General features: G+C 71.2%; 19 protein-coding genes and 2 tRNA genes. 17 read left to right on the top strand and 4 right to left on the bottom strand.

Going from position 1 to position 25063, the window contains the following annotated elements:
- Window positions 1-326: 326 nt before the first annotated feature.
- The 5 genes from dnaA to ACIG87_RS09865 all read left to right on the top strand — a co-directional run bounded on the left by dnaA (window position 327) and on the right by ACIG87_RS09865 (window position 7059).
- Window positions 327-2261 (top strand): chromosomal replication initiator protein DnaA, encoded by a 1935-nt coding sequence (gene dnaA / locus ACIG87_RS09885; protein ID WP_396849854.1) that lies wholly within the window; start codon window positions 327-329, stop codon window positions 2259-2261.
- A 784-nt stretch (window positions 2262-3045) separates the two neighbouring features.
- Window positions 3046-4179 carry a DNA polymerase III subunit beta gene (gene dnaN / locus ACIG87_RS09880; protein WP_396849852.1) on the top strand — a complete coding sequence of 378 codons (1134 nt, stop codon included), beginning with the start codon at window positions 3046-3048 and terminating at the stop codon, window positions 4177-4179.
- Between the two features lie 40 nt (window positions 4180-4219).
- Window positions 4220-5092 (top strand): phosphogluconate dehydrogenase (NAD(+)-dependent, decarboxylating), encoded by an 873-nt coding sequence (gnd, locus tag ACIG87_RS09875; RefSeq protein WP_396849850.1) that lies wholly within the window; start codon window positions 4220-4222, stop codon window positions 5090-5092.
- A 16-nt stretch (window positions 5093-5108) separates the two neighbouring features.
- Window positions 5109-6242 carry a DNA replication/repair protein RecF gene (recF, locus tag ACIG87_RS09870; RefSeq protein ID WP_396849848.1) on the top strand — a complete coding sequence of 378 codons (1134 nt, stop codon included), beginning with the start codon at window positions 5109-5111 and terminating at the stop codon, window positions 6240-6242.
- A 190-nt stretch (window positions 6243-6432) separates the two neighbouring features.
- A complete protein-coding gene (locus tag ACIG87_RS09865; RefSeq protein WP_396850127.1) occupies window positions 6433-7059 on the top strand; it encodes a DUF721 domain-containing protein in 627 nt (208 codons plus the stop codon).
- Here ACIG87_RS09865 and ACIG87_RS09860 read toward each other — a convergent pair.
- Window positions 7050-7292, bottom strand: a complete 243-nt coding sequence (locus ACIG87_RS09860; RefSeq protein ID WP_396849847.1) for a hypothetical protein — start codon at window positions 7290-7292, stop codon at window positions 7050-7052. The genes ACIG87_RS09865 and ACIG87_RS09860 overlap by 10 nt on opposite strands.
- An 89-nt stretch (window positions 7293-7381) precedes the next feature.
- Here ACIG87_RS09860 and ACIG87_RS09855 point away from each other — a divergent pair, with 89 nt between their 5' ends.
- The gene (locus ACIG87_RS09855) at window positions 7382-7885 is read left to right on the top strand and encodes a MarR family winged helix-turn-helix transcriptional regulator (protein WP_396849845.1); all 504 of its coding nucleotides are present in this window, start codon (window positions 7382-7384) and stop codon (window positions 7883-7885) included.
- A 16-nt stretch (window positions 7886-7901) separates the two neighbouring features.
- Here ACIG87_RS09855 and ACIG87_RS09850 read toward each other — a convergent pair whose 3' ends face one another.
- On the bottom strand, window positions 7902-8486 hold the full coding sequence (locus ACIG87_RS09850; RefSeq protein WP_396849844.1) for a hypothetical protein: 585 nt from the start codon (window positions 8484-8486) through the stop codon (window positions 7902-7904).
- A gap of 528 nt (window positions 8487-9014) precedes the next feature.
- On the opposite strand from ACIG87_RS09850, the gene gyrB reads away from it, so the two are divergent.
- The 7 genes from gyrB (at window position 9015) to ACIG87_RS09815 (ending at window position 18360) form a co-directional block, all read left to right on the top strand.
- Complete coding sequence (gene gyrB, locus ACIG87_RS09845) at window positions 9015-10961, top strand: DNA topoisomerase (ATP-hydrolyzing) subunit B (protein ID WP_396849843.1); 1947 nt, start codon at window positions 9015-9017, stop codon at window positions 10959-10961.
- 129 nt (window positions 10962-11090) lie between these two features.
- Window positions 11091-14873: an intein-containing DNA gyrase subunit A gene (gene gyrA, locus ACIG87_RS09840; protein WP_396849841.1), complete on the top strand. Its 3783-nt coding sequence runs from the start codon at window positions 11091-11093 to the stop codon at window positions 14871-14873.
- A gap of 4 nt (window positions 14874-14877) precedes the next feature.
- Window positions 14878-15780, top strand: a complete 903-nt coding sequence (locus tag ACIG87_RS09835) for a DUF3566 domain-containing protein (RefSeq protein WP_396849839.1) — start codon at window positions 14878-14880, stop codon at window positions 15778-15780.
- Between the two features lie 308 nt (window positions 15781-16088).
- Window positions 16089-16162, top strand: a tRNA-Ile gene (locus ACIG87_RS09830).
- Between the two features lie 45 nt (window positions 16163-16207).
- Window positions 16208-16336 carry a DLW-39 family protein gene (locus ACIG87_RS09825; protein ID WP_396849838.1) on the top strand — a complete coding sequence of 43 codons (129 nt, stop codon included), beginning with the start codon at window positions 16208-16210 and terminating at the stop codon, window positions 16334-16336.
- A 43-nt stretch (window positions 16337-16379) separates the two neighbouring features.
- A tRNA-Ala gene (locus tag ACIG87_RS09820) sits at window positions 16380-16455 on the top strand.
- A 420-nt stretch (window positions 16456-16875) separates the two neighbouring features.
- Entirely contained in the window at window positions 16876-18360 is a 1485-nt protein-coding gene (locus tag ACIG87_RS09815) for a hypothetical protein (RefSeq protein ID WP_396849836.1), read from the top strand.
- Between the two features lie 67 nt (window positions 18361-18427).
- Here the strand turns inward: ACIG87_RS09815 and ACIG87_RS09810 are convergent, their stop codons facing one another.
- Window positions 18428-21004, bottom strand: coding sequence for a LuxR C-terminal-related transcriptional regulator (locus ACIG87_RS09810; protein ID WP_396849834.1), 2577 nt, complete (start codon window positions 21002-21004; stop codon window positions 18428-18430).
- Window positions 21005-21263: 259 nt separating this feature from the next.
- On the opposite strand from ACIG87_RS09810, the gene ACIG87_RS09805 reads away from it, so the two are divergent.
- Window positions 21264-22163, top strand: coding sequence for a virginiamycin B lyase (locus ACIG87_RS09805; RefSeq protein WP_396849833.1), 900 nt, complete (start codon window positions 21264-21266; stop codon window positions 22161-22163).
- Window positions 22164-22294: 131 nt separating this feature from the next.
- Here ACIG87_RS09805 and ACIG87_RS09800 read toward each other — a convergent pair whose 3' ends face one another.
- On the bottom strand, window positions 22295-22918 hold the full coding sequence (locus tag ACIG87_RS09800) for an NAD(P)-dependent oxidoreductase (RefSeq protein WP_396849831.1): 624 nt from the start codon (window positions 22916-22918) through the stop codon (window positions 22295-22297).
- 102 nt (window positions 22919-23020) lie between these two features.
- Between ACIG87_RS09800 and ACIG87_RS09795 the strand changes: the two genes are divergently transcribed.
- The 3 genes from ACIG87_RS09795 (at window position 23021) to ACIG87_RS09785 (ending at window position 25053) form a co-directional block, all read left to right on the top strand.
- The gene (locus tag ACIG87_RS09795) at window positions 23021-23602 is read left to right on the top strand and encodes a winged helix-turn-helix transcriptional regulator (RefSeq protein WP_396849829.1); all 582 of its coding nucleotides are present in this window, start codon (window positions 23021-23023) and stop codon (window positions 23600-23602) included.
- 6 nt (window positions 23603-23608) lie between these two features.
- Complete coding sequence (locus ACIG87_RS09790) at window positions 23609-23959, top strand: hypothetical protein (RefSeq protein WP_396849826.1); 351 nt, start codon at window positions 23609-23611, stop codon at window positions 23957-23959.
- Window positions 23960-24090: 131 nt separating this feature from the next.
- A complete protein-coding gene (locus ACIG87_RS09785; RefSeq protein ID WP_396850125.1) occupies window positions 24091-25053 on the top strand; it encodes an L-threonylcarbamoyladenylate synthase in 963 nt (320 codons plus the stop codon).
- The last annotated feature ends 10 nt before the right edge of the window (window positions 25054-25063 follow it).

Here is a 25063-nt window from a genome sequence, read left to right as displayed (position 1 = left end):
CACCCTACGCAGGGGGGCAATGACCGTCAAACGCCTCAGGGCCGGGGCACGGCGGCCGACACCCCGACCGATCAGGCGTTCTTCACCGATGCTGCCGGGGACGTCGGGGTGGCGGCGGTTGATGGCGGCCCGCCGTCGCTGTTACCGTGCGCGTTTGCGGTCAGCTTCAAGGTCCGGGTTGTCGTCGGTAGGCAAGACCGGATCGGGCAGTGAATCGTTCGGCACGGTGAACCCGCTTCAACGCCCCTCCCCGACAGGGGGGCAGGTCCGACCCGCGTCCGGCGGGCGGCCACAATCGGTCGGTACACACAGGCTGTGGATAACTTGTGGATGCCGGCCGGTCAGCCGTCCGGTGGGTGAGAGGTACCACCCGCTCGAACGCGGTGGCGGGCCCGGCACGACCGCTGGACCACAGCGGCGGCCGGGAGCAGAGGCGAGGGGGTGGCACGACGGTGGCCGGAACGATCGACCTTGCCGCGGTGTGGACCGCGGCGACGGACGAACTCGCCGACGAGATCATCTCCGCCCAGCAGCGCGCCTACCTCCGGCTGACCCGGTTGCGGGCGATCGTCGAGGACACCGCGTTGCTCTCCGTACCGGACGCCTTCACCCGGGACGTGATCGAGTCGCGGCTGCGACCGGCCATCACCGAGGCGCTCACCCGCCGGCTGGGCCGACCGATACAGGTCGCGGTCACCGTGCGGATCGCCGAGGACGCGGCCGGGCGACCGGCCGGCACCGTCTACCGCAGCGGGCCGGAGCCCGCCCCGGCGGACCCCGGTGCGGCCATGGACGACTACCCCGGATTCCGGCCGCCGGCCTACGGCGAGCCGGAACCGCCGTACCAGCGGGAGGCCGGCCCACCGGAGCAGTCCGAGGAGCGGCAGCCCCCGGCTGGCCCACCGGAGCACGACGGGCACCACCCGGCCCGGGTGCCGACCAGCCGGGACGGCGGCCAGGACACCCTCTTCGGCACCGGCTTCGCCGAACCGATGCGGGTGAACCACCCCGCCCCCGAGCGGCGCGGTTTCGAGGAACGCAACCGCCCCGAGCCGGACACCGACCTGCGCGGCTACGAGTCCGCGTACCGGGACCAGGGCCGACCGCCGCGGGACCAGCAGAGCCCGCGCGGCCTGGCCCGCGACGGCGCCACCGACAGCGGCCCCGGTCGGGCCGGCGTCGACCATCGACCCGGTGGCGGGGACCGACGCCCCGGCGGTACGGAGGGCAGCGGCAACCGGCTCAACCCGAAGTACATGTTCGAGACGTTCGTCATCGGCTCGTCCAACCGGTTCGCCCACGCGGCGAGCGTCGCGGTGGCCGAGTCCCCGGCCAAGGCGTACAACCCGCTGTTCATCTACGGCAGTTCCGGGCTGGGCAAGACCCACCTGCTGCACGCGATCGGGCACTACGCCCAGACGCTCGGCAATGCCCGCTCGGTCCGTTACGTCTCGACCGAGGAGTTCACCAACGACTTCATCAACTCGCTGCGGGACGACAAGACCAGCGCGTTCCAGCGCCGCTACCGCGACGTCGACATCCTGCTGATCGACGACATCCAGTTCCTGGAGAACCGTGAGCGGACCCAGGAGGAGTTCTTCCACACCTTCAACACGCTGCACAACGCCAACAAGCAGATCGTGATCACGTCCGACCGCTCGCCGAAGCAGCTGGCGACGTTGGAGGACCGGTTGCGGACCCGGTTCGAGTGGGGCCTGCTCGCCGACATCCAGCCTCCCGACCTGGAGACCCGGATCGCGATCCTGCAGAAGAAGGCCGCCCAGGAGCGGCTCTACGCCCCGCCGGACGTGCTGGAGTTCATCGCCTCCCGGGTGTCGAACTCGATCCGGGAGCTGGAGGGGGCGCTGATCCGGGTCACCGCGTTCGCCAGCCTCACCCGGTCCAACGTCGAGCTGTCGTTGGCCGAGGAGGTGCTGCGGGACTTCATCCCCGACGGCGCCGGCCCGGAGATCACCGCCGACCAGATCATGGTCTCCACCTCGGAGTACTTCGGGGTGAGCCTGGAGGATCTGCGCGGGCACTCGCGCTCCCGGGTGCTGGTGAACGCCCGCCAGGTGGCGATGTACCTGTGTCGTGAGCTGACCGACCTGTCGCTGCCCCGGATCGGGCAGGCGTTCGGCGGTCGGGACCACACCACCGTGATGCATGCCGACCGGAAGATCCGTCAGCAGATGGCGGAGCGACGCTCGCTCTACAACCAGATCGCCGAGCTGACCAACCGGATCAAGCAGAACACCTGAGACGTACGCCACTTCCGCTCCGCCTTCGACGCCCGGCCGACCATCTCGGCCGGGCGTTTTCGGGTCGGTGGGACGTCGGTGGGTTGACCCTCCACCGGGTCGAGGGCCCACGATCGGCGCATGTCGACGTCACGTTCGTCCACAGGACGGCCCGGTTGTCCACACCCCCTGTTCCACAACCGGTGGATAACCACGCTGTGTCCGGAGCCGGTTACCCACAGACTGTGGATAAACCCTGGGGACAGTGCTGTGGACGGCTGTGGACGACGCGACGGTCGTCCACAGCCGACGGCCGACCTGTGAGCAACCTGTTGAAGGTTCTGGGGATGAAGCCGATCCGGGCCGTCGTCGTTGTCCACAGCGCTGGGGGTAAACCCGGTGGATAACCGGTGGACAACCGGTGGACGGCGGTGGACAACTGTGGGGACGCGGGGTGCCTGTGGACCGCCGGCCGGGTTTACCCCCGGGTTCTCCACAGCGAACCCACCGGTGGATAACGTGTCTGACCTGCGACGACGCGAGTTACCCACAGTTTGCACAGGTGCGATGAAGACGATGAGTTATCTCTTCTGAAGAATCAAAAACCAATCATCACCGTTGGACTTCCTGTGGATCGGGCCGCAGCGCTGCCGTCGGCAGTCGCCCCGGCACCGAATCCACGGGGTCGGGCGCACAGCCGATGCCCACGCGCCCTAAGGTGCGATGGGTACCCGCACGGTCGGGCGGGACGGTGGGCAGCGGTCGGCATGAGAGAGTTGTCGCTGACGTCGACGCGGAGGCATTGATGAAGTTCCGAGTAGAGCGCGACGCGCTCGCCGAAGCGGTGGCGTGGACCGCGAAAAGCCTGCCCAGCCGGCCATCCGTACCGGTGCTCGCCGGGGTGATGCTGCGGGTCACCGACGGCAACCTGCAGGTCTCCGGCTTCGACTACGAGGTCTCCAGTCAGGTGACCGTCGAGGTGCAGGGGGACGCCGACGGCGCCGCCCTGGTCTCCGGCCGGCTGCTCGCGGAGATCACCAAGGCGCTGCCGGCCAAGCCGGTGGACATCGCGGCCGTCGGCGCCCATCTGGAGCTGGTCTGCGGCAGTGCCCGGTTCACCCTGCCGACCATGCCGGTGGAGGACTATCCCGCCCTGCCCGAGATGCCGGAGAGCGCAGGCACCGTCGAGGCTGCGGCCTTCGCCGCCGCCGTCGCCCAGGTGGCCATCGCCGCCGGCCGGGACGAGACGCTGCCGATGATGACCGGCGTCCGGCTGGAACTCTCCGGCGGCACCCTGGCGATGCTCGCCACCGACCGCTACCGGCTCGCCCTGCGTGAGATGGAGTGGACCCCGGACGACCCGGAGATCAGCATCAACGCCCTGGTCCCGGCCCGTACCCTGAACGACACCGCGAAGGCGCTCGGCCCGCTCGGCGGCCAGGTGACCATGGCGCTGTCGCAGGGCGGCGCCGGCGAAGGCATGATCGGCTTTTCCGGTGGCACCCGCCGGACCACCAGCCGGCTGCTCGACGGGGCCAACTACCCGCCGGTCCGCTCACTCTTCCCGGCCAACAGCAACGCCGAGGCGCGGGTTCCGGTCAGCACCCTGATCGAGGTGGTCAAGCGGGTCGCCCTGGTCGCCGAGCGGACCACCCCGGTGCTGCTCAGCTTCAGCTCCGACGGCCTGGTCGTCGAGGCGGGCGGCACCGAGGAGGCGCGGGCCAGCGAGGCGATGGAGGCCACCTTCACCGGCGAGCCGCTGACCATCGGCTTCAACCCGCAGTACCTGATCGACGGCCTGGCCAACCTGGGGGCCCAGTACGCACTGCTGCGCTTCGTGGACGCTTTCAAGCCGGCGGTGATTTCTCCCGCCGGCGAGGATGGCGAGGTCATCTCTGGGTACCGGTACCTCATCATGCCGATCCGCGTGTCCCGCTGATCGCGCCCGGCACGTCCCAGACGCACGGAGGTAGGAGCAGATGCAGCTCGGCCTGGTAGGACTCGGCCGGATGGGCGGCAACATGCGCGAGCGGTTGCGGGCGGCCGGGCAGGAGGTGGTCGGCTACGACCGCAACGCCGACCGCAGTGACGTCGCGAGCCTCGCCGAGCTGGCCGACAAGCTGGAGTCGCCCCGGGCGGTCTGGGTGATGGTCCCCGCTGCCGTCACCGACGCGACCATCGACGCGCTCGCCGAGGTGCTGGCCGAGGGCGACATCGTCATCGACGGCGGCAACTCACGGTTCAGCGACGACGCGCCCCGGGCCGCACGCCTCGCCGAGCGGGGCATCGGCTACGTCGACGTCGGTGTCTCCGGCGGCGTCTGGGGCAACGTGAACGGCTACGCCCTGATGGTCGGCGGCGCGCAGGAGCACGTCGACCGGCTGATGCCGGTCTTCGAGGCGTTGAAGCCGGCGGGTGACTTCGGCTTCGTGCACGCCGGGCCGGTCGGTGCCGGCCACTACGCCAAGATGGTGCACAACGGCATCGAGTACGGCCTGATGCACGCCTACGCCGAGGGCTTCGAGCTGCTGTCCGCCTCCGAGATCGTGACGAACGTGCCGGGCATCATCAAGTCCTGGCGGGAGGGGACCGTCGTCCAGTCCTGGCTGCTCGACCTGCTGGACCGGGCGTTGGACGAGGACCCGGAACTGGCCGACCTGAGCGGTTACACCGAGGACACCGGCGAGGGCCGCTGGACGGTCGACGAGGCGATCCGGCTGGCCGTCCCGCTGAACGTCATCACTGCCTCGCTGTTCGCCCGGTTCACCTCCCGGCAGGAGGACTCACCCGCGATGAAGGCGGTCGCCGCGCTGCGTCAGCAGTTCGGCGGGCACGCCGTTCACAAGCGCTGAGCGGCATCCACAGGCTGTGTACGTCCGCCGGCTCGAACTGGTCGACTTCCGCTCGTACGAGCGGGTCGGCGTCGATCTGGAGCCGGGGCCGAACGTCCTGACCGGTGCCAACGGCGTCGGCAAGACCAACCTGGCCGAGGCGCTGGGCTACGTGGCGACCCTGGACTCGCACCGGGTCGCCACGGACGCGCCGCTGGTCCGGTTGGGCGCCACCTCGGCGGTGATCCGCTGTGCCGTGGTACACGACGGCCGGGAACTCCTGATCGAGCTGGAGATCGTCCCCGGCAAGGCCAACCGGGCCCGGTTGGGGCGTTCCCCGGCCCGTCGGGCCCGGGACGTGATCGGCGCGTTGCGACTGGTGCTGTTCGCTCCGGAGGACCTGGAACTCGTCCGGGGCGACCCGGCCGAACGCCGCCGCTACCTCGACGACCTGCTGGTGCTCCGGCAGCCCCGGTACGCCGGGGTGCGCGCCGACTACGAACGGGTGGTCAAGCAGCGTAACGCCCTGCTGCGCACGGCGTACCTGGCCCGCAAGACGGGCGGGTCGCGGGGCGGTGACCTGTCCACCCTGGCGGTCTGGGACGCCCACCTGGCGCAGCACGGTGCCGAGCTGCTCGCCGGGCGGCTGGAGCTGGTCGCCGCGCTCACCCCGCACGTGGCGAAGGCGTACGACGCGGTGGCGGCGGGCGAGGGGACGGCCGGGATCGCGTACCGGCCGTCGGTGGAGCTGGCCGGGCCGACCACCGAGCGGGCGGTGCTGGCCGAGGCGTTGACCGCCGCACTGGCGGACTCCCGGTCGGCCGAGATCGAGCGGGGCACCACCCTGGTCGGGCCACACCGAGACGACCTCGTCCTCACCCTCGGCCCGCTGCCCGCCAAGGGGTACGCCAGCCACGGCGAGTCCTGGTCGTACGCGCTGGCCCTGCGGCTGGCCGGGTACGACCTGCTGCGCGCCGACGGGATCGAGCCGGTGCTGGTGCTCGACGACGTCTTCGCCGAACTGGACGCGGGCCGCCGGGAACGGCTGGCCGAACTGGTCGGCGGGGCCGGTCAGCTCCTGGTGACCTGCGCGGTGGACGACGACCTGCCGGTGGCCCTGCGGGGCACCCGGTACGCGGTGGGCGAGGGGACGGTCCGTCGTGTCGACTGAACCGGAGCGCGCCGACCAGCCTCCGAAGGCGACGGGGGGCCAGCGCCGCACCTCCTCGGGCGGGGCAGGCGGTGTGCGTACCCCCCGAGGAGCGGGAGGCGACACGGACGGCGAGCGGGCCCGCGTGGCCGGCGCTGCCGCGGACGCGGCGGCCGGTGGCCGGGTGGGTGCCACACCCCGCAGCCGCGTCGTGGCCGGCGGTGGGGCGGCCTCCGGCCGGGAGGGCGGATCAGCGGCGGTAGGCGGCGCGGCCGGCGCAGGTGTCGCCGGCGGGGCGACCGGAACGGGCGGGGCCGCTGACGGTGCGCCGCAGGAGACGGGGCCGCAGCTGGCGCGGGCGGTGCTGGACGCCGCGAAGGCCCGCCGTGATTCGGCGGCCCGCAACCGTCGCCCGGGTGCGACCGGCGCGGCCGGCGGTGGCGAGCGGCGGCTGCGTGGCTACTCCGGGCCGGGGCCGGACCCGCGTGACCCGCAGCCGCTGGGGGCGGTGCTGGAACGGCTGATGAAGGCGCGCGGCTGGCAGCAACCGGCGGCCGAGGCGACGGTCTTCGGGGCCTGGGAGCGGGTGGTCGGGGCAGAGATCGCCCAGCACAGCCGCCCGGTCAAGCTGGAGGACGGCGAGCTGACCGTGGAGGCCCGGTCGACCGCCTGGGCGACCCAGCTGCGGCTGCTCGCCGGCTCGCTGTTGAGGCGGATCGCCGGCGAGGTCGGCCACAACGTGGTCCGCAAGCTGCACATCCACGGACCGGCTGCGCCGTCCTGGTCGCGCGGGCCGCGTCGGGTACGCGGCCGGGGGCCGCGCGACACCTACGGCTGACGGTCGTCGCCCGGCGCGCGTCGGGCCTCCCGCTCGGCGCGCTTGCGCTCCCGCTGCTCGCGGCTCCACTGCTTCCGTCGTTCCAGGTCCTGCTTCCAGGCGTCCCGCGCCTGTTGGGAGCCGCCCTGCACCGCACCCTGCACCTCGGGCGGACCGGCCAGGTTCCGGAAGGCCCACGCCAGGAGTCGACCCCCTTCGCCGGGGGCCCTCGCCGCCGGCTTGTCCTCGCTCATCGGCACCGACCTCTCGTCAACACTTGGTGTACAAACCATTGGTACACCAAGCATTGGTACGATCGCAACGACGACGAGGAGGTGCACGGGTGGACGGTCAGCCCGGCGGGGATCCGCTGGCGTTGGAGGAGCAGGTCTGCTTCGCGCTCTCCGTCGCCGCTCGCGGCGTCGTCGCGGTCTACCGGCCGCTGCTGGAACCGATGGGGCTGACCCATCCGCAGTACCTGGTGATGCTGGCGCTCTGGCAGTACGCGCCGTTGTCGGTCCGCGAGTTGAGCCGGCTGCTCCAGCTCGATCCCGGCACCCTGTCGCCGTTGCTCAAGCGGCTGGAGGCGGCCGGCTACCTCCGTCGCGAGCGGGACCAGGCCGACGAGCGCAGCCTCGCCGTGTCGCTCACCGAGAGCGGGCGGGCGCTCCGGGACCGCGCCGAGCAGATCCCGCCGGCGGTCGTCGCGCGGCTCGGGCTGCCCCTGACCGAGCTACGCGACCTGCACGGGGTGCTGACCCGGGTGATCGCCGCCGCCAACGGTGCGGTGGCGGCCGGTCCCCCGGCCGTTCCTCCCGCCGCCGGGGCACCGGCCCGGGAGAACTAGGCGTACGGCCCGGCGATCAGTGCTGCGGACCGGGTCGGCGGCCGGGTTCGGCGTCGGCGTAGACGGCGAAGCCCCGGTCGGCGCAGCGCCGGTAGAAGGCGGCCAGCACGCCCAGCTCGGCGCAGGTGAAGTCCCACTGCGGCGGGTCGCCGTTCTCGTCGCGCAGCCGGTCGAGCCGGCTGCCCAGCCAGCGCAGCTGCTGTTCGGCGAGCCGGCCGTCGCCGAGCAGCGCACGGAGCACCTCGCTGACCGACTCGAAGGTCACCGACTCGCCGTGCGGCCGGTGCTGGGCGACGAACTTCTCCACCCCGCCGGCGATCCAGGCGCAGCCGTCCGGGTCGATGACCGGGTCCTCGTCCTCGGCGGCGGCGTCGGTGGCGTAGAGCACATTCTCCAACCCGAGGATCAGGTCGACCAGCTCGGTGTAGGCCGTGGCCCGGACCGTGCCGGTCTTGGCGATGTGCTCGGCGAGCGCGGCGGTCGGCGCGGAGATCCGGGGGACGTCCACGATCTCGCCGAAATCGACGAACTCGGCCGGCGCGACCGGGTCGTAGAAGCGGCCGGTCCGCGGCCAGTGCACCGCGACATTGTCCAGCCCCATCTGGTGTCACCTCTCGAGAGCACGTGTCGGGTCGATCGGGTCCATCGTCCCGGTTAAGGGTGGAAAAGATCAAGACGGGCAGCTTCGCCGCGCGCCGCAAAGCTACGGCACGGCCGCCTCCGGGCGCGACCCCTGCCCGCCCGGTGAGCCGGTCGATCCCGTGGCGGCGGGCGCGGAGGGCGGAACCCGGGCGTGTAGGGGGAGTCGCGGACAGCGAGATTCGGCCGGCTACGGGGGTCTCAGCCGCCTTCAACGGGTGCCGAGTGGCGGTTCTGTCGTGTGCGCACAGTAAGATTAGGGGCGAGACGACGACCTGACGCGGTGCGACGGACAGGGGCCTTCACCGGCCCTTGATCAACGTCCGGGTCGGGTCTGGCCGATCGCGATCCGCGGGCAACCGCGGCGACCGGCGCGCACGATCCGCGACCGCCCTCCGGGGCCACCGCCCGTGTGCGTCGACGTCGCGTCCTGTCCGCCGAACCCGCGCTCCCGCGCCCCGGCGTGGATGGTGCGAGAAAGTGGCCGAGGGTGGCAGCGCAGGACAAGCAGGAGTACGGCGCAGAGTCGATCACCGTCCTCGAAGGGCTGGAGGCGGTCCGCAAGCGGCCCGGTATGTACATCGGGTCGACCGGCGAGCGCGGCCTGCACCACCTCGTGTGGGAGGTGGTGGACAACGCCGTGGACGAGGCGCTCGCCGGCTACTGCGACACCATCGACGTGGTGCTGCTCGCCGACGGCGGGGTCCGGGTCACCGACAACGGCCGTGGCTTCCCGGTCGACCTGCACCCGAAGCTCAAGAAGCCGGGTGTCGAGGTCGCGCTGACCGTGCTGCACGCGGGCGGCAAGTTCGACGGCAAGGCGTACGCGGTCTCCGGCGGTCTGCACGGCGTCGGCGTCTCGGTGGTGAACGCCCTCTCCACCCGGATGGCCGTCGAGATCCACAAGTCCGGCTTCGTCTGGCGGCAGCAGTACCACAACTCCAAGCCCGACCCGCTGGACAAGGGCGAGACCACCGACCGCACCGGTTCGGCGGTCTCCTTCTGGCCGGACCCGGACGTCTTCGAGACGGTCGACTTCGACTTCCAGACCATCTACCGACGTCTCCAGGAGATGGCCTTCCTCAACCGGGCCCTCTCGATCCACCTGCTCGACGAGCGGGTCGCGGAGGGCGAGGAGGGCAAGCCTCGCGAGGTCACCTTCTACTACGAGGGCGGCATCGCCGACTTCGTCCGGCACCTCAACGCCTCGAAGAACCCGATGCACAAGACGGTGGTCGAGTTCGCCGCCGAGGAAGAGGGCATGTCGGTCGAGATCGCCATGCAGTGGAACGAGTCGTACGGCGAGTCGGTCTACACCTTCGCGAACACGATCAACACGCACGAGGGCGGCACCCACGAGGAGGGCTTCCGGGCCGCGCTGACCAGCGTCGTCAACCGCTACGGCGCCGAGAAGAAGCTGCTCAAGGGCGACGAGAAGCTCTCCGGCGAGGACATCCGCGAGGGCCTGGCCGCGATCATCTCGGTCAAGCTGGCCAACCCGCAGTTCGAGGGCCAGACCAAGACCAAGCTGGGCAACACCCCGGTGAAGAGCTTCGTGCAGCGGGTCTGCAACGACCGGCTGGTCGACTGGTTCGACCGTAACCCGGCCGAGGCCAAGACGATCATCCAGAAGGCGTCCCAGGCGGCCCGCGCCCGGATCGCCGCCCAGCAGGCGCGCAAGCTGGCCCGGCGCAAGTCGCTGCTGGAGTCCGGCTCGATGCCGGGCAAGCTGGCCGACTGCCAGTCCACCGACCCGCGCGAGTCCGAGGTCTTCATCGTCGAGGGCGACTCGGCCGGCGGCTCGGCCAAGCAGGGCCGCGACCCGCGTACCCAGGCGATCCTGCCGATCCGCGGCAAGATCCTCAACGTGGAGAAGGCCCGGATCGACCGGGTGCTGAAGAACAACGAGGTCCAGGCGCTGATCACCGCGCTGGGCACCGGCATCCACGACGACTTCGACATGGAGAAGCTGCGGTACCACAAGGTGGTGCTGATGGCCGACGCCGACGTCGACGGCCAGCACATCCAGACGCTCCTGCTCACCCTGCTGTTCCGCTTCATGCGACCGCTGGTCGAGTTGGGCCACGTCTACCTGGCCGCCCCGCCGCTCTACAAGATCAAGTGGAACAAGAAGGGCGACGACGCCCAGTACGCGTACTCCGACCGGGAGCGGGACGGGCTGATCGCGCTGCGCCAGCAGAAGAAGCCCAACGCCAAGCCGGACGACATCCAGCGGTTCAAGGGTCTCGGCGAGATGAACTACCCCGAGCTCTGGGAGACCACGATGAACCCGGCCACCCGGACGCTGCGTCAGGTCACCCTCGACGACGCCGCCACCGCCGACGAGCTGTTCAGCGTGCTGATGGGTGAGGACGTCGAGGCACGCCGCTCGTTCATCCAGCGCAACGCCAAGGATGTCCGGTTCCTCGACATCTGACGGACGGTCGGGCCGGCCGGTGACCCACCGGTCGGCCCGGCGATGTCCACCGGGTTATCCACAGCTTGGCCGGTTTCCACAGCGTTATCCACAGCACGAACACGACTCTGAGTCTGATAAGGGTTAACAGTGACCGATACTCCCGAGTCCACCCCGAACGAGCCGGAGACCCCCGAGACACCAGTCGCGGCGGTCGTCCAGCACGACCGGATCGAGCCGGTCGGGCTCGAGGTCGAGATGCAGCGCTCGTACCTCGACTACGCGATGAGCGTGATCGTCGGGCGGGCCCTGCCGGACGTCCGGGACGGGCTCAAGCCGGTCCACCGCAAGATCCTCTACGCCATGTACGACTCCGGCTACCGGCCGGACCGGGGCTACGTGAAGTGTTCCCGGGTCGTCGGTGACGTGATGGGTCAGTTCCACCCGCACGGTGACTCGGCCATCTACGACGCGCTGGTCCGGATGGCCCAGCCCTGGTCGCTGCGCTACCCGCTGGTCGACGGCAACGGCAACTTCGGTTCGCCCGGAAACGATCCGGCTGCGGCGATGCGTTACTGTATTATCGCAAATGTCCGCATTCGTACCGCCGGCGGTAGCGTGCGGATCGGCGACGTCGTGCCGGGCGCCGCGCCGAGCAGCGAGACCGGCGTCGACCTGAAGGTCCGGGACCGCAACGGCGACCTGGTCCGCGCCTCGAAGTTCTTCCACTCCGGCGAGCACCCGACGTTGCGGCTGCGCACCCGCGAGGGGTACGAGCTGACCGGCACCCACAACCACCCGGTGCTCTGCCTGGTGGACGTGGCCGGGGTGCCGACCCTGCTCTGGAAGCTGCTCGCCGAGATCTCCCCGGGTGACCGGGTGGTGCTCCAGCGGACGGTGCCGGACGAGATCGGCTACCCGATGCTGGAGCACGTCGAGGCGGCCGTCCTGGCCGGCGCGTTCGTCAGCGAAGGCTGGGTGTCCGAGGGGCGGGCCGGCTTCAACAACGTCGACCGGGAGTTCTTCGTCCGGGTCCTCGCCGCCTATGACCTCGCCGTCGGTGGGCCGCGCTACGTCAGCGAGCGGACCATCGCCTCCGGCAGCATGCTGCACGAGCTGGACGTCCAGGACCTCTCGGCGTTGCGCACCAGTCTGCTCGGCGAACTCGTCGGCGCGCGCAGTGCCGCCAAGTTCGTGCCCGAGTTCGTGTGGCAGGGGCCGGCCGCGATCAAGCGGGCGTTCCTCCAGGCCCTCTTCGAGGGTGACGGGTCGTCCTCGCTGCTGCCCCGCAACACCATCCAGGTCTCGTACTCGACCCGGAGCGAGCGGCTGGCGCGCGAGGTGCAGCAGCTGCTGCTGGAGTTCGGCGTGATCAGCCGGCAGACCCGGTACGACGACGGCGAGATCAAGGTCGTCGTGACCAACCGGCGCGACGCCCGGATCTTCGCCGCCCACGTCGGCTTCCTCGGCCGCAAGCAGGCCAAGCTGGAGTCCGAGCTGGCTCAGGTGCCGGCGAGCAGCACTGCGCTCTCCAGCGACCACGTCCCGCTGGTCGGTGACTTCATCCGCGCGCACGGGGCCCGGCGCTGGACCGAGCGGGACTGGCTGCGTCGGCACAACGTCGACCGGATCGAGCGCTGGGAGCGGGACCGCGACGAGATCGCCGCCCGGATCACCGAGGCCGAGGTGCTCGACGTGGTCGAGCCGTTGGTCGACGGGCGGTTCTACTACGCCGAGGTGGCCAGCGTCACGGACGCCGGGGTGCAGCCGGTCTACAGCATCCGGGTGGACACCGAGGACCACTCCTTCATCTCTGACGGTTTCGTCAGCCACAACACCGAGTGCAAGCTCGACCCGTTGGCGATGGAGATGCTGCGGGACATCGACGAGGACACCGTCGATCTGCAGGACAACTACGACGGCCGGGCCAAGGAGCCCACCATCCTGCCGGCGCGCATCCCCAACCTGCTGGTCAACGGCTCCGAGGGCATCGCGGTCGGGATGGCCACCAAGATCCCGCCGCACAACCTGCGCGAGATCGGCGCGGCGGTGCAGTGGTGCCTGGAGAACCCGGAGGCCGACGAGGCGACCACCCTCGAAGCGCTGCTGGAGATCGTCAAGGGGCCGGACTTCCCCACCCACGGCCTGATCGTCGGTCAGTCCGCCATCCAGGACGCCTACCGGACCGGTCGCGGGTCGATCCGGATGCGCGCGGTGGTGGAGGTCGAGGAGGACAAGCGGGGCCGCCCGGCGCTGGTCGTCAGCGAGCTGCCGTACCAGGTCAACCCGGACAACCTGGCCGAGCGGATCGCCGAGCTGATCAAGGAGGGCAAGCTCGCCGGCATCGCCGACATCCGGGACGAGTCCTCCGGACGTACCGGCATGCGGATCGTGCTGGTCCTCAAGCGCGACGCGGTCGCCAAGGTGGTGCTGAACAACCTCTACAAGCACACCCAGCTCCAGGAGACCTTCGGCGCCAACATGCTGGCCCTGGTCGACGGGGTGCCGCGCACCCTCAACCTGGCCCAGTTCCTCCGCTACTACGTCGAGCACCAGATCGAGGTGATCCGTCGGCGGACCGCGTTCCGGCTGCGCAAGGCCGAGGAGCGGGCGCACATCCTGCGTGGCCTGGCCAAGGCGCTGGACGCCCTGGACGAGGTGATCGCCCTGATCCGGCGCTCGCCCACCGTCGACGACGCCCGGCAGGGCCTGATCCGGCTGCTGGAGATCGACGAGATCCAGGCGACCGCGATCCTGGACATGCAGCTGCGCCGGCTGGCCGCCCTGGAGCGGCAGCGCATCCTGGACGACCTGGCCAAGCTCGAGATCGAGATCGCCGACCTCAAGGACATCCTCGCCAAGCCGGAACGCCAGCGGAAGATCGTCTCCGAGGAGCTGAGCGAGATCGTCGCGAAGTGGGGCGACGAGCGGCGTACGAAGATCATTCCGTTCGACGGCGAGGTCTCGATGGAGGACCTCATCGCCCGCGAGGACGTGGTGGTCACCATCACCCGCACCGGCTACGCCAAGCGCACCAAGGTCGACCTCTACCGCTCACAGCGGCGCGGCGGCAAGGGCGTGAGCGGCGCGACGCTCCGGCAGGACGACATTGTCAGCCACTTCTTCGTATGCTCCACACACGACTGGATGTTGTTCTTCACGAACAAGGGCCGCGTCTACCGGGCCAAGGCGTACGAGTTGCCGGAGGCCAGTAGGGTGGCCAAGGGCCAGCACGTGGCCAACCTGCTCGCCTTCCAGCCGGACGAGCAGATCGCACAGATCATCGAAATCCCGAACTACCAGGTGGCTCCCTACCTGGTACTGGCCACGAGAAACGGCCTGGTGAAGAAGACTCGACTCGAGGAGTTCGACTCCAACCGGTCCGGCGGCGTCATCGCGATCAACCTTCGCGATGAGGACGAGCTGGTCGGTGCCGTCCTCGCGGCGCCCGAGCAGGACCTGCTGCTCGTCTCGAAGAAGGCGCAGGCGATCCGGTTCAACGCCTCCGACGAGGCGCTGCGCCCGATGGGCCGGGCCACCTCGGGCGTGATCGGCATGCGCTTCACCGACGACGACGTCCTGCTGGCCATGGAGGTCGTCCGGGAGGGCCTGGACGTCCTGGTGGCCACGAACGGGGGATATGCGAAACGCACCCCCATCGAGGAATACCCGGTGCAGGGCCGGGGAGGTAAGGGCGTGTTGACTGCGAAGATCACCGAGCGCCGCGGTGGTCTGGTCGGCGCGGTCGTGATCGATCCGGACGACGAGCTGTTCGCGATCACCAGCAACGGCGGCGTCATTCGGACTCCGGTGAAGCCTGTACGCCGTACGCGTGACCGGAACACAATGGGGGTCAAGCTGATGGACCTCCCGGACGGCGTGACTATCGTGGCGATTGCTCGCAATGCCGACGAGCCTGACGAACAGGACTAGTTGAATGACGGAGACACAGGCGAAGTCGGGGAACAAGGGGACCTCGGCCAACCCGGTCGACGAGGATGCCGCCAAGAGCGGTACAACCCCCGCCGGCCGCGCCGCCGTGGGTCGGGCGACCGTCCCCGCCGACGCGCCTGCCCCGAAGTTCACCCGGGCACCCGGCATGGCACCGCCGCCGGACAAGCCCGGTGAGGACTCGGGGACGACCGAGAAGCCCCAGACAACGGGCACCGAGGTGCCCTCCTCCGCCACCCAGCCGGTGCCCGCTGCGGCCAGGTCGAGCAACACGACACAGCCGATCTCGGTCGGGGCCGCCACCTCCCCGTCCACGACCGGCACCCAGCCGAAGGTCGGCGGCGGTTTGCGGCCGAGCCCGGACGGTGGGCGTCCCACCCCGGGCGCGGGTGGCGCCCGTCCGGCCAACGGTGGCGGCCTGCCCCCGGGCCTCGGTGGTCCGGCCGCCGTCGGTGCCGCCCGGGTGGGTGACGCGGTACGCGCCGCGCGTACCTCGGTCAGCTCGGCGGCCTCCCGAGGGCCGCGCCGGGCCCGGTTGAACCTCAAGCGGATCGACCCGTGGTCCGTGATGAAGTTCGCCTTCGCCGTCTCGGTGGTCCTGTTCATCGTGGTGGTCGTGGCGACCTCGGTGCTCTACCTCGCGCTGGACGCGATGGGCGTCTTCCAGAGCGTCAACGACAGCCTGACCGACCTGGTCAGCGCCAGCGGCGGGCAGGGCACCGGCGGTGGCTTCCAGATCACCGCCAAGGGCGTGATCCTGACGTCCGCCCTGGTCGGGCTGGTCAACGTGGTGCTGTTCACCGCGCTCGCCACCCTCGGCGCGTTCGTCTACAACGTCTGTGCCGACCTGGTCGGCGGGATCGAGCTGACGCTCGCCGAGCGCGACTGATCCGACCGCGCTCGCCGAGCGCGACTGGTTCGACCCGACGCCGGGGCACCGCCGACAGCGGTTGCCCCGGCGTCGGGCGTCCGGGGCTGCTCCTCCGTCGCGTGCACTGTCCGCGTCTCCAGCGGCTTCCTCGTCGCCTCGATACCGCTCTCCCTGCGAAGCTGAGTGGATCTCTGCGCACCCGACCCGCGACCGAAACGGTTCGTCCGGTCGGTGGGCACCCGGTACGGTCAGGTTGGCGCGCGAGCATCGGCCACCCCGATTTGGGAGCGGACGACGCGATGGGTTAATCTTGCTCGTCGCCACGCGGGGCTATAGCTCAGTCGGTTAGAGCGCAGAGCTGATAACTCTGAGGTCGCTGGTTCGATTCCAGCTAGCCCCACCGCACACCGTTCCGACGGGCAGGTCGAGCGCAAGGGGTCGCCCCATGTTCAAGAAGCTTCTGTTCCTGGTCGGCGTCGTCGGCATCGTCGCCGTGGTGGCCAAGAAGGTCAAGGCTTCCAACGACGAGCGCGCCCTCTGGCACGAGGCGACCACCGCGCCCGACCTGCGCTGACCGGCCCGACTCCGGCCAGCACCCGGCGGCTTCAACCGCCCCCGGGGCCCTAGCTCAACTGGCAGAGCACTGCCTTTGCAAGGCAGGGGTTAGGGGTTCGAGTCCCCTGGGCTCCACCAGCACTTTCCTTGGTTGATCTCGACCCCGGCTACAGCCAAACGGTTCACGCCGTCTCTTCCTCACCGAGCACACGATCGATGGCCGAGGTAGCGCTCGCCGTCGAACCAGCCGGTGCCCGGATCCGCCGCAGAGAAGGCACGCCCAGCTTCCCGCAAACAGCACGCTCGGCATCGGTCAACGTCCGCGGTGACGTAACCCCGACCTGCCGGATCAGCGGTGTTTCATCCGCTTCTGGCTACTTTTGATCACTAGGTTCTGGGTTCGAGTCCAGGCGGCCCACCACGGATGTGAAGGTCAGCCCCAACGTGAGCTTCGAGCCCCGCAACGCGGCGGCCTGAGGCGATCACGGCGCTGTGCGGCGCATGTTTGAGTACGCACTACTCAGGACGTGCCTGCAACGGTTCCTTAGGTTCGCCCTCATGATGTCCTCTCCAACTGTCATTTCCTCCCATACATGGTTCCAGCGCGCACTGACGACCCTGACCTGCGGTGCCCTTCTGCTTCCTACGATCCTCGCCTCACCGGCCAGCGCCGACGACGGTCGACGCAGCGATAAGCTCTCCGACCTGCGGGTGTGCGACCTGTCCGCCTGCTATCTGGCGTTGGGGGTCGTGGACTCCGACGCCGACGGTGTGGCCGACGCCGACGAGATCGCCCTCGGCTACGACCCGCTCGACCCGGCGAGCACCCCGCCGCTGTCCCTTGTCCTGGCCGCGACGCTCGGCCGGAAGCTGCCGACCTACGAGCTCGGGTACGGCACGTGGGCCGTGTTCCCGGAGGATTTCGTCAAGGGCCTCGAAAAGAAGTGGTTGGGCCTGCAGGACCTGCCCGGGGGTATCGAGCCGAGCCTTCCGTCGGAGGTCTTCGGGATTCCCACCCGTAGGGGCAGCATCGCGCTCGCCGGGATCGACGACGGGCTGCTCAAGGGTCTCGGCGTCGAAGCGCCGTGGAAGACTGGCCTGACCTTCGGTCTGACCCTCGACAGCGGCGGCAAGAAGATGGGGATCGATCTCGGGCGGTTCAACGGCAGCTGGTACGGCGCGTACGACGGTGTGACCGCCTGGTGGGCAGCCAGCCACGGCGGCGAGAAGAACACGAGCACCGACAAGGGGACGAGGTACACGGAGTACGGCGACGGGTCCTCGTCGATTACCAGGCCCGGCACGCCGGGGTGCGAGGAACTGTGTACGTCGAGCAGCCGGACCGAGTACTACGACCCGGAGCTGAACACGGCAGGGGAGTCGACCGACGAGGCGTACTACGACCTGAGCGGCAGGTACCACACCGAGCGGACGCAGCGCGACGGGAACGGGAACGTCGTCAGGGAGACGGAGACCGTCCACAGGGGGAACAAGGACGGCAGCACGACGATCACGAAGGACACCACCGACTACGAGCGCGACAAGGACGGCAAGGCCACCGGGACGACGAAGACCCACACCGAGCGGACGGTCGACAAGAACGGCAAGGAGGCCTCCTCGACCACCAAGACCCAGAAGTGCGACGCCAAGGGCGAGAACTGCACCGATGCGATGACCACCGGTGAGGAGGGCACCGGCCTGGCCCTGCCCGGCACGGCCTGGCTCTCGCACAAGGAGGCGGCCGCCGCGCTCGACAAGCTGCTCACGATGAAGGGCACGACGGTCACCCCGGTCCAGGACGCACCCTCCGTGGTCGGGGTCCTGACCGACGACGACGTCAAGGCGGCCCTGCGCCACCGTGACCTGATCTCCCTGTTCTCGGGTGACGACATCAGCACCCACGTCGGGGCGATGGTCGTCGGGGCCGGCTGGAACACCGCCATGCCGGAGACCCGCCCCGACCTGCCCAATCCGCTCGACGGGGCGACCGGCGGCGGGGCCCCCGGCAGCGGAGGCTGCGCCTCCGGCGGCAGTACCTGCTGAGACCGCTGTCCGACGGCGGTGCGGCTGTCGTCGCCGACGTCCGCCGCACCGCCACCGGACAGGGTGACTACCGGTGCGGAACACCGTACCGGGCGAGGCCACCCCGGGAGGTGATCCCGAGCTTCGCATAAGCACGGGACAGGTGGTTCTCCACCGTCCGCACCGACAGGACCAGGCGCCCGGCGATCTCGGCGTTCGTCGCCCCGCCCGCGGCGAGCTCGGCGACGAGGCGCTCACGGGAGGTCAGCGGGTCGGCGGGCACGGGTGACCGGCCCAGCAGGGGGGTCGGCGGGTCACCCGCCTGGTGCGCAAGCTCGTCGGCCCGTCGTCGGGCCGCAGCCGCGGCCCGACCGGACGCACACCGGGACGCCGCCGCCGCGGCCTCTGCCGCGTACAGGGGTGAACCGACGGCCTCGAAGGCCGCCGCAGCCTTCAGCAGGGTCTCGGGGCAGGCGCGTTCCAGCCCGGTGGCCAGGGCCAGCCGCGCCGCGCCGGCCGGGGACCCGACGGCGAGCGACGTCAGCCGGGCGCGTACCCCGGTGCCGTCGTGCATCCGGAGGCGCTCGTGCAGGATCCAGGACTCGGCTGCCACCGCCCGTTCCTGCGCGGCCCTGGCCTGGCCCTGCCGCAGCAGGTCGCAGGCCAGGGCGTGCTGACCCTCGGCGTACGCAGCCCAGCCCAGCGCGATCGGGACGGTGTGGCGCAGGAACCCCAGGCCCGCCTGTGGCGAACGTAGATGTGTCACCCACGCCGGTTCCGGGGTCAGGCCGCGCGAGCCGTGGGCCACGGTCAGCACGGACAGGCAGACCCGGGTGCAGTCGGTCATCCCGGCAGCCACCGAGGTCACGAGGCTTCGCCGCGCCCAGAGCGTCGCATCGTCCAGGTGCCCCGCCTGCAACCGGGCCGCGCCGACGCACAGGGCGGCCCAGGCGCGCTCGAAGACCACGCCGTCGGCCAGCGCGCTGTGGTACGCACGCTCGGCGGTGTGTGCGGCGTCGTCGAGCCGACCGTGCTCGCGCAGCGCGTGGCTCGCGTACACGAGCAGTTTGTCGCGGGTCCCGGCGGTCGCCTCCGGCCCGGCGGCCGTGACCTGGTCGAGCAGTTCCTCGACGACGGCGACCGCCTCGCCTGTCCGTCCGAGGTGGGCCAGGGCGTTGCTGCGGCTCGTCGCCAGCATGGTCCGGACCGGCAGCGGCAGCGTGGCGCCGTCCCCGATGACGGACGCGAGCGCCAGCGCCTCGTCCGGGAACCCGGCGTATGCCAGGGCGTCGGCCTCGGCGACCGCGAACAGGGCTCCGACGGGTGCCCCGGCGGGATAGCGGGCGGACTGCTGCCGTAGCACGTCCCGGGCGGCGGGCAGGTCGTAGCAGCCCCAGAGGATCACCTTGTGCAGGGTCACGGCGAGCAGGGCGGCGTCCTTGCCGGGTGGGGTGTGGCCCAGCGCGTCGCGCAGGACGGCCACGGCCTCGTCGGCACGCCCGGTCTCCCAGAGGTTGACCGCGAGGACGAGGGCGGCACCGACGGCGACCTCAGGGTGGGCGGTCCAGACCTCGGCAACCCGGTCGAGGCACGCCCGGGCCAGCCGTACCGCGACGTCTGTCGCGCCGCCCACGGCGGCGACCCGCGCTGCGGCCAGCAGCGGCCCCGGCTCCGCGGCCTCTCCGGCGTCCAGGCTCAGCACGGTGCACCGCACGTGGTCGTGCGGTGCGAGGGTTTGGGCGACCGCGAGGTGCTCGCGGAGCACCGCCCGCCGACGGGCGGGCGACAGCCCGTCCCACAGCACCTCGGCGAACAACGGGTGGACGAACCGCGCGGTCTCGGCCGTCCAGACCGCGATCCCGTGGGTGACCAGGTGCTCGGTTCCGGCGAGGTGCCCGGCCTGTGCGATCTCGTCGTCGTGCGCCCGGCCGGTGGCGGCCAGGAAACGGGCGGCGGCGACGGCGTCGTCGGGCAGGCCCGCCAGGCGGGTCGGCAGGAGGCTGCGCAGCCCGGTGGGGACCGGCAGCGGTCCGACGGCGTGCCAGCCGACCGCCGAACGGTGCAATGCGCCGGAGCGCCGAGCACCGTCGAGCAGTTGGGTGACGAACAGGGCGTTGCCGCCGGTCCGCCGCCACACGTCGTCGACCACCCCGGCGTCCACCGGGCCGTCGAGCAGCGCGTCGACGAGCTTCTCCGTCGATGTCCGGTCGAACGGCGCAATCGGCAGGAGCACGGTGCGCGACGACGCCGCGAGCTCGGCCACGGCGGGCGGCACGCGACCGTCGGCGGTCCGCACGGTACCGACCAGCGTGCGACCGGCGTCGCGGGCGACCCGTACCGCGACGGCCAGGGAGACCTCGTCGCAGCCATCCAGGTCGTCGACCGCGAGCACAGCTCCGGCTGGGACCGTCCGGAGCACCTGGGCGACCATCTCCGCGAGTGACGTCGTCGCCGGGTCGACCAGGTGCGCCAGGGCCGCCAGCGGGACGTGCGACAGCCCTCGCGTGCCCCAGGCGCGGACGGCAGGGAGAGCCGTGGACACGGCGTCGAGCAGCCGGGTCTTGCCCACGCCGGCCTCGCCGGTGACCAGGACCACGTCCGTCTGTGGATCGCGCACTGCTGCGAGGACGTCGCTGAACTCCTGGGCCCGGCCGATCATCGTCATGCCGGGATCATCTCCCACCCCCCCGGTGGTATATACAGCATGACGACCGTCGTCACCGGATGTGGCAGTGTTGCTGACCGTCGAGGACCCATGTCACGGTGCTATCGCTACAGATGTCTCGATCAGGAGCCGGGCGGCACCCCGCCGGTTCTGACGGGGCCCGATCCGACAGGAACCCATGTCGACTCCCGACCCCACGGCTGTCCACTATCGAGCGGTTCGTCGTCGCGCACTGTCTGGAGCAGGCCCGCTGAGCCAGGTGGCCATCCACGAGTTCGCCGTGACCGGCGCATCCGATGGCCCGTACGCGATCACCACCGGCCCGGACGGCGCGCTGTGGTTCACCATGGTCCACAGCGGTCGGATCGGCCGCCTGGTCCCGGGCGAGGAGCCTGTCAGCCGGCAACTGGATGATCCCGCCTGCCAGCCGACGATCATCGTCGCCGGGCCGGACCAGGCGCTCTGGTTCACCGAGTACCAGGCGCACCGGATCGGACGGATCACGACCGAGGGCTGCGTCACCGAGTTCCCGTCACCCACCCGGGAGGGCGGACCGTTCGGCATCGCTGCCGGCCACGACGGCGCGCTGTGGTTCACCGAGACCGTCGCCGACCGCATCGGGCGGATCACCACCGACGGTCGGGTCACCGCCTTTCCGTTGCCGGTCGTCGGGGCGTTCCCGTCCGCGATCACCTGCGGGGCCGACGGCGGGATGTGGTTCACCATGAACCAGGCCAACGCGATCGGCCGGATCGACATGGACGGGGCGGTGACCGTTCATCCGCTGCCGACGGAGGCCGCCGGACCGGTCGGCATCACCGCAGGCCCGGACGGCGCCTCCTGGTTCGTGGAGATCACCGTTGGGCAGATCGGACGGATCAGCACCGACGGGGCGATCGTGGAGTTCCCGCTGCCCGACCGGGCCGGCCGCCCACACGCCATCATCGCCGGTGGCGACGGCCGGCTGTGGTTCACCGAGTGGGCCGGCAACCGGGTCGGCTCGATCACGACCGACGGCGTGATCGAGACGTACGACCTGCCGACCCCACGCTGCGAGCCACACGGCATCGCGGTGGGGCCGGACGGAGACCTCTGGGTGGCGCTGGAGAACGGCTCCCTGGCCCGCGTCGTTCCTGCCGACGGCATTGGTCCGCACTGACCACGCGCCGCTGCAGCGGTACGCCGGGCTCGGCGCGCTCGGCCCTGGTCCCGATGTCCACCTCGATCATGCTGGGCGAGAGGTCGATGCGTCCGCGCTCGGCCCGATCCGCCGCAGGTGCACAGCGGGTGTCACTCTTCCCGGATGCTCGCTGCGGCGCGGTGGTGGCGGGGGGTCTCGATCTCGTCGAGCAGCGCGATCGCGAAGTCCGGATAGCTGATCCGGCTGGCCGGATCGCCGTGTTCGGCGAGCCGGTAGCCACCGGTGCGCGTGCCGCCATGGTCGAAGTCACCGGCGGGGGCGAGGTATGCCCAGTCGAGATCGCCGGCGCGGAGCTCCGCGAGCCCGGCCGCGTGGCCGAGGTAGAAGGACCGGTACTCGTTCGGGTAGCCGGGCTCGTCCATCAGGGCGGCACCGGACGCCCCGGGCAGGACCGGCGCGAGGCCGACCACCACCAGACGGCGTACGCCCGCCTGGGCCAGGCCGGTGGTCAGGGCGCGGGACGACGCGGTGAAGAAGTCGTGCGGCGGTACGGACAGGTCCACGGCGGCACTGATGGCGGCATCCTGCCCGGCGGCTGTCTGCCCGATGCTCACCGGGTCGGTGACGTCACCCGCCATCACCCGTACGTCGTCCAGGTCGCGGTGGCCTGCGGGGTCGCGTACCACGGCGGTGACCTGGTGGCCCCGTCGCTGCGCCTCGGCGACTGCCTGCCGCCCGGCCCGGCCGCCGGCGCCGTAGACCACGATCTTCATGTGAAACCGCCCCTCACCAGGGCCGGAGCCCATGAGCCCGGCCGGTACGCCGACGCTATCGAGGGCTGCGGTTACCAGGGGGATACCGGCTATTGTGGAGTGATGAGGCAGCCCCTGCCCGCCGACATGTTCGACGAGCTGTGCCCGTCCTCGCTCAATCCGATCCGGTTCGGCGACAAGTGGGCGGCGCTGGTCATCCGCTGCCTTGAGCACGGGCCGCGCCGCTTCTCCGAACTGCGCGTTCCGCTGCGTCGGGTCACCGCCAAGGTGCTCACCCAGTCGCTGCGGTCCCTCGAACGGGACGGTCTGGTCAGCCGCACGGTCCACGCCGAGGTCCCGCCGCACGTCGAGTACGAGCTGACGCCGCTGGGCCGCAGCCTGCTCGTACCGATCGCGGTGGCCTGTGCCTGGACCGAACGGCACTGGGACGAGCTGCTCGACGCCCGTGAGTCGTACCCCGGGACGACCGGATCCGCAGGCGCACGGACACGAGAGGCGGGCGAAGCGGGTACGGGCAGCGCCGGGGCGGGTACGGCCACGATTGACCGCATCCCTAGCGTCTCGGCCATGGGAGCAGTCAAACCGTGGCACCTGGTCGTCCTGATGCTCTGCTGTCTCGTGCCCACGGTGCTGGCCGTCGGCGGGGGCGTCTGGGCACTGCGCCGGTCCCGTCGTGACCGCTGATCCGCAGTGACGACCGAGGGTTCCCGCGTCCTTCAGCTCTACTGTCGGGTCGAGATCGCGGTGACCGACCCGGCTGCGCTGACCGACCACGCGGTCGCCGAGCTGCGTGCCGCCGACATCGACTGGGCGCAGGAGCAGGACGACCTGCCGTCCGCGATCGCGGAGCTGCGGAGTGACCTGGCCGACGCGCTCGGCTCCGTGGTGGACCTCGGACGGGTCGTCGACGGCCTGCCCGGGGTGGAGTTCCGGGGCGGTCTCTGCTGGGCGGAGACCGGTCCGCGTCGGGAGCCGTTCGGCCCGGCCGACACCGCCCAGCCGCCGCCAGACCGGCCGGGACCAGATCGTCCGGCCCCGTAACAACGCGGGAGCCGGTCGGTACCCGCACCGGCCCGATGGGCACCCACCACCGGCCCGGTCGGCACCCGCACCGGCCCGGTGGGTGGGTGGCAGGCTAGCGTCGGGGCGTGACCATCGGATCTCCCCGCGTCCTGCCCGCCGAGAGCGGCATTGCCGAGGCCGCCGCCGTGCTGCGGGCCGGCGGGCTGGTGGCCTTTCCCACCGAGACGGTCTACGGGCTCGGCGCGAACGCGCTGGACGCCCGGGCCGCGGCGCGGATCTTCGAGGCGAAGGCCCGGCCCAGCTTCGATCCGCTGATCACCCATCTGGCCGACGCCGCCGACCTGCCGGCCCTCGTCGGTGTGCTGCCCCCGCCGGTCGCGGCGCTGGCCGAACGGTTCTGGCCGGGGCCGCTCACCCTGATCGTGGACCGACCGGCCGCGATCCCGCCGATCGTCACCTCCGGGCTCGGCACCATGGCCGTCCGGGTGCCCGACGAGGCGTCCGCCCGCGCGCTGATCAGGGCCGCCGGGGTGCCGGTGGCCGCGCCGAGCGCCAACCGGTTCGGGCAGCTCAGCCCCACCCGGGCCGAGCATGTCGTCCAGGGGCTCGGCGCGGCGGTCGACGTGGTGCTCGACGGCGGCCCCACCCGGTGCGGGATCGAGTCGACGATCGTGGACGCGCGCGGCCCACACCCGGTGGTGCTGCGACTCGGGGCGTTGCCCGTGGAGGAACTCGTCGCGGCGGTCGGGCCGGTGACCGTACGACCGGGCAGCTCCGGGCAACCGGTGGCACCCGGCACGTTGGCCGCGCACTACGCGCCGCGTACCCCGTTGCGGGTGGTGGGCGGTGGGGTGCCGACGCCGGCCGACGGGGCCCGGCGGGGATTCCTGGCCTTCCGGGACCGGCCGACGGGCGGCTACGCGGCGGTGGAGGTGCTCTCGCCCGCCGGTGACGTGACCGAGGCCGCCGCCCGGCTCTTCGACGCGCTGCACCGGCTGGACGCGGCCGGGGTGACCGAGATCCTCGCCGAACCGGCCCCCGACGAGGGCGTCGGACGGGCGATCAACGACCGGCTGGGCCGCGCCGCCGCCACCTGGTCCCCGGCCGGCTGACCAGCGGCTC

This window comes from Micromonospora sp. NPDC051925 (assembly GCF_044548625.1).
Lineage (GTDB): Bacteria > Actinomycetota > Actinomycetes > Mycobacteriales > Micromonosporaceae > Micromonospora.
The sequence above is the reverse complement of the archived record's forward strand: the minus strand, read 5'-3'. Positions and strand labels throughout refer to the sequence as shown.

Coding starts and splice junctions, on each gene's coding strand:
- dnaN (WP_396849852.1), top strand. CDS start 3,046: ATGAAGTTCCGAGTAGAGCGCGACGCGCTCGCCGAAGCGGTGGCGTGG.
- gnd (WP_396849850.1), top strand. CDS start 4,220: ATGCAGCTCGGCCTGGTAGGACTCGGCCGGATGGGCGGCAACATGCGC.
- ACIG87_RS09860 (WP_396849847.1), bottom strand. CDS start 7,292: ATGAGCGAGGACAAGCCGGCGGCGAGGGCCCCCGGCGAAGGGGGTCGA.
- ACIG87_RS09850 (WP_396849844.1), bottom strand. CDS start 8,486: ATGGGGCTGGACAATGTCGCGGTGCACTGGCCGCGGACCGGCCGCTTC.
- ACIG87_RS09835 (WP_396849839.1), top strand. CDS start 14,878: ATGACGGAGACACAGGCGAAGTCGGGGAACAAGGGGACCTCGGCCAAC.
- ACIG87_RS09825 (WP_396849838.1), top strand. CDS start 16,208: ATGTTCAAGAAGCTTCTGTTCCTGGTCGGCGTCGTCGGCATCGTCGCC.
- ACIG87_RS09815 (WP_396849836.1), top strand. CDS start 16,876: ATGATGTCCTCTCCAACTGTCATTTCCTCCCATACATGGTTCCAGCGC.
- ACIG87_RS09810 (WP_396849834.1), bottom strand. CDS start 21,004: ATGACGATGATCGGCCGGGCCCAGGAGTTCAGCGACGTCCTCGCAGCA.
- ACIG87_RS09800 (WP_396849831.1), bottom strand. CDS start 22,918: ATGAAGATCGTGGTCTACGGCGCCGGCGGCCGGGCCGGGCGGCAGGCA.
- ACIG87_RS09795 (WP_396849829.1), top strand. CDS start 23,021: ATGAGGCAGCCCCTGCCCGCCGACATGTTCGACGAGCTGTGCCCGTCC.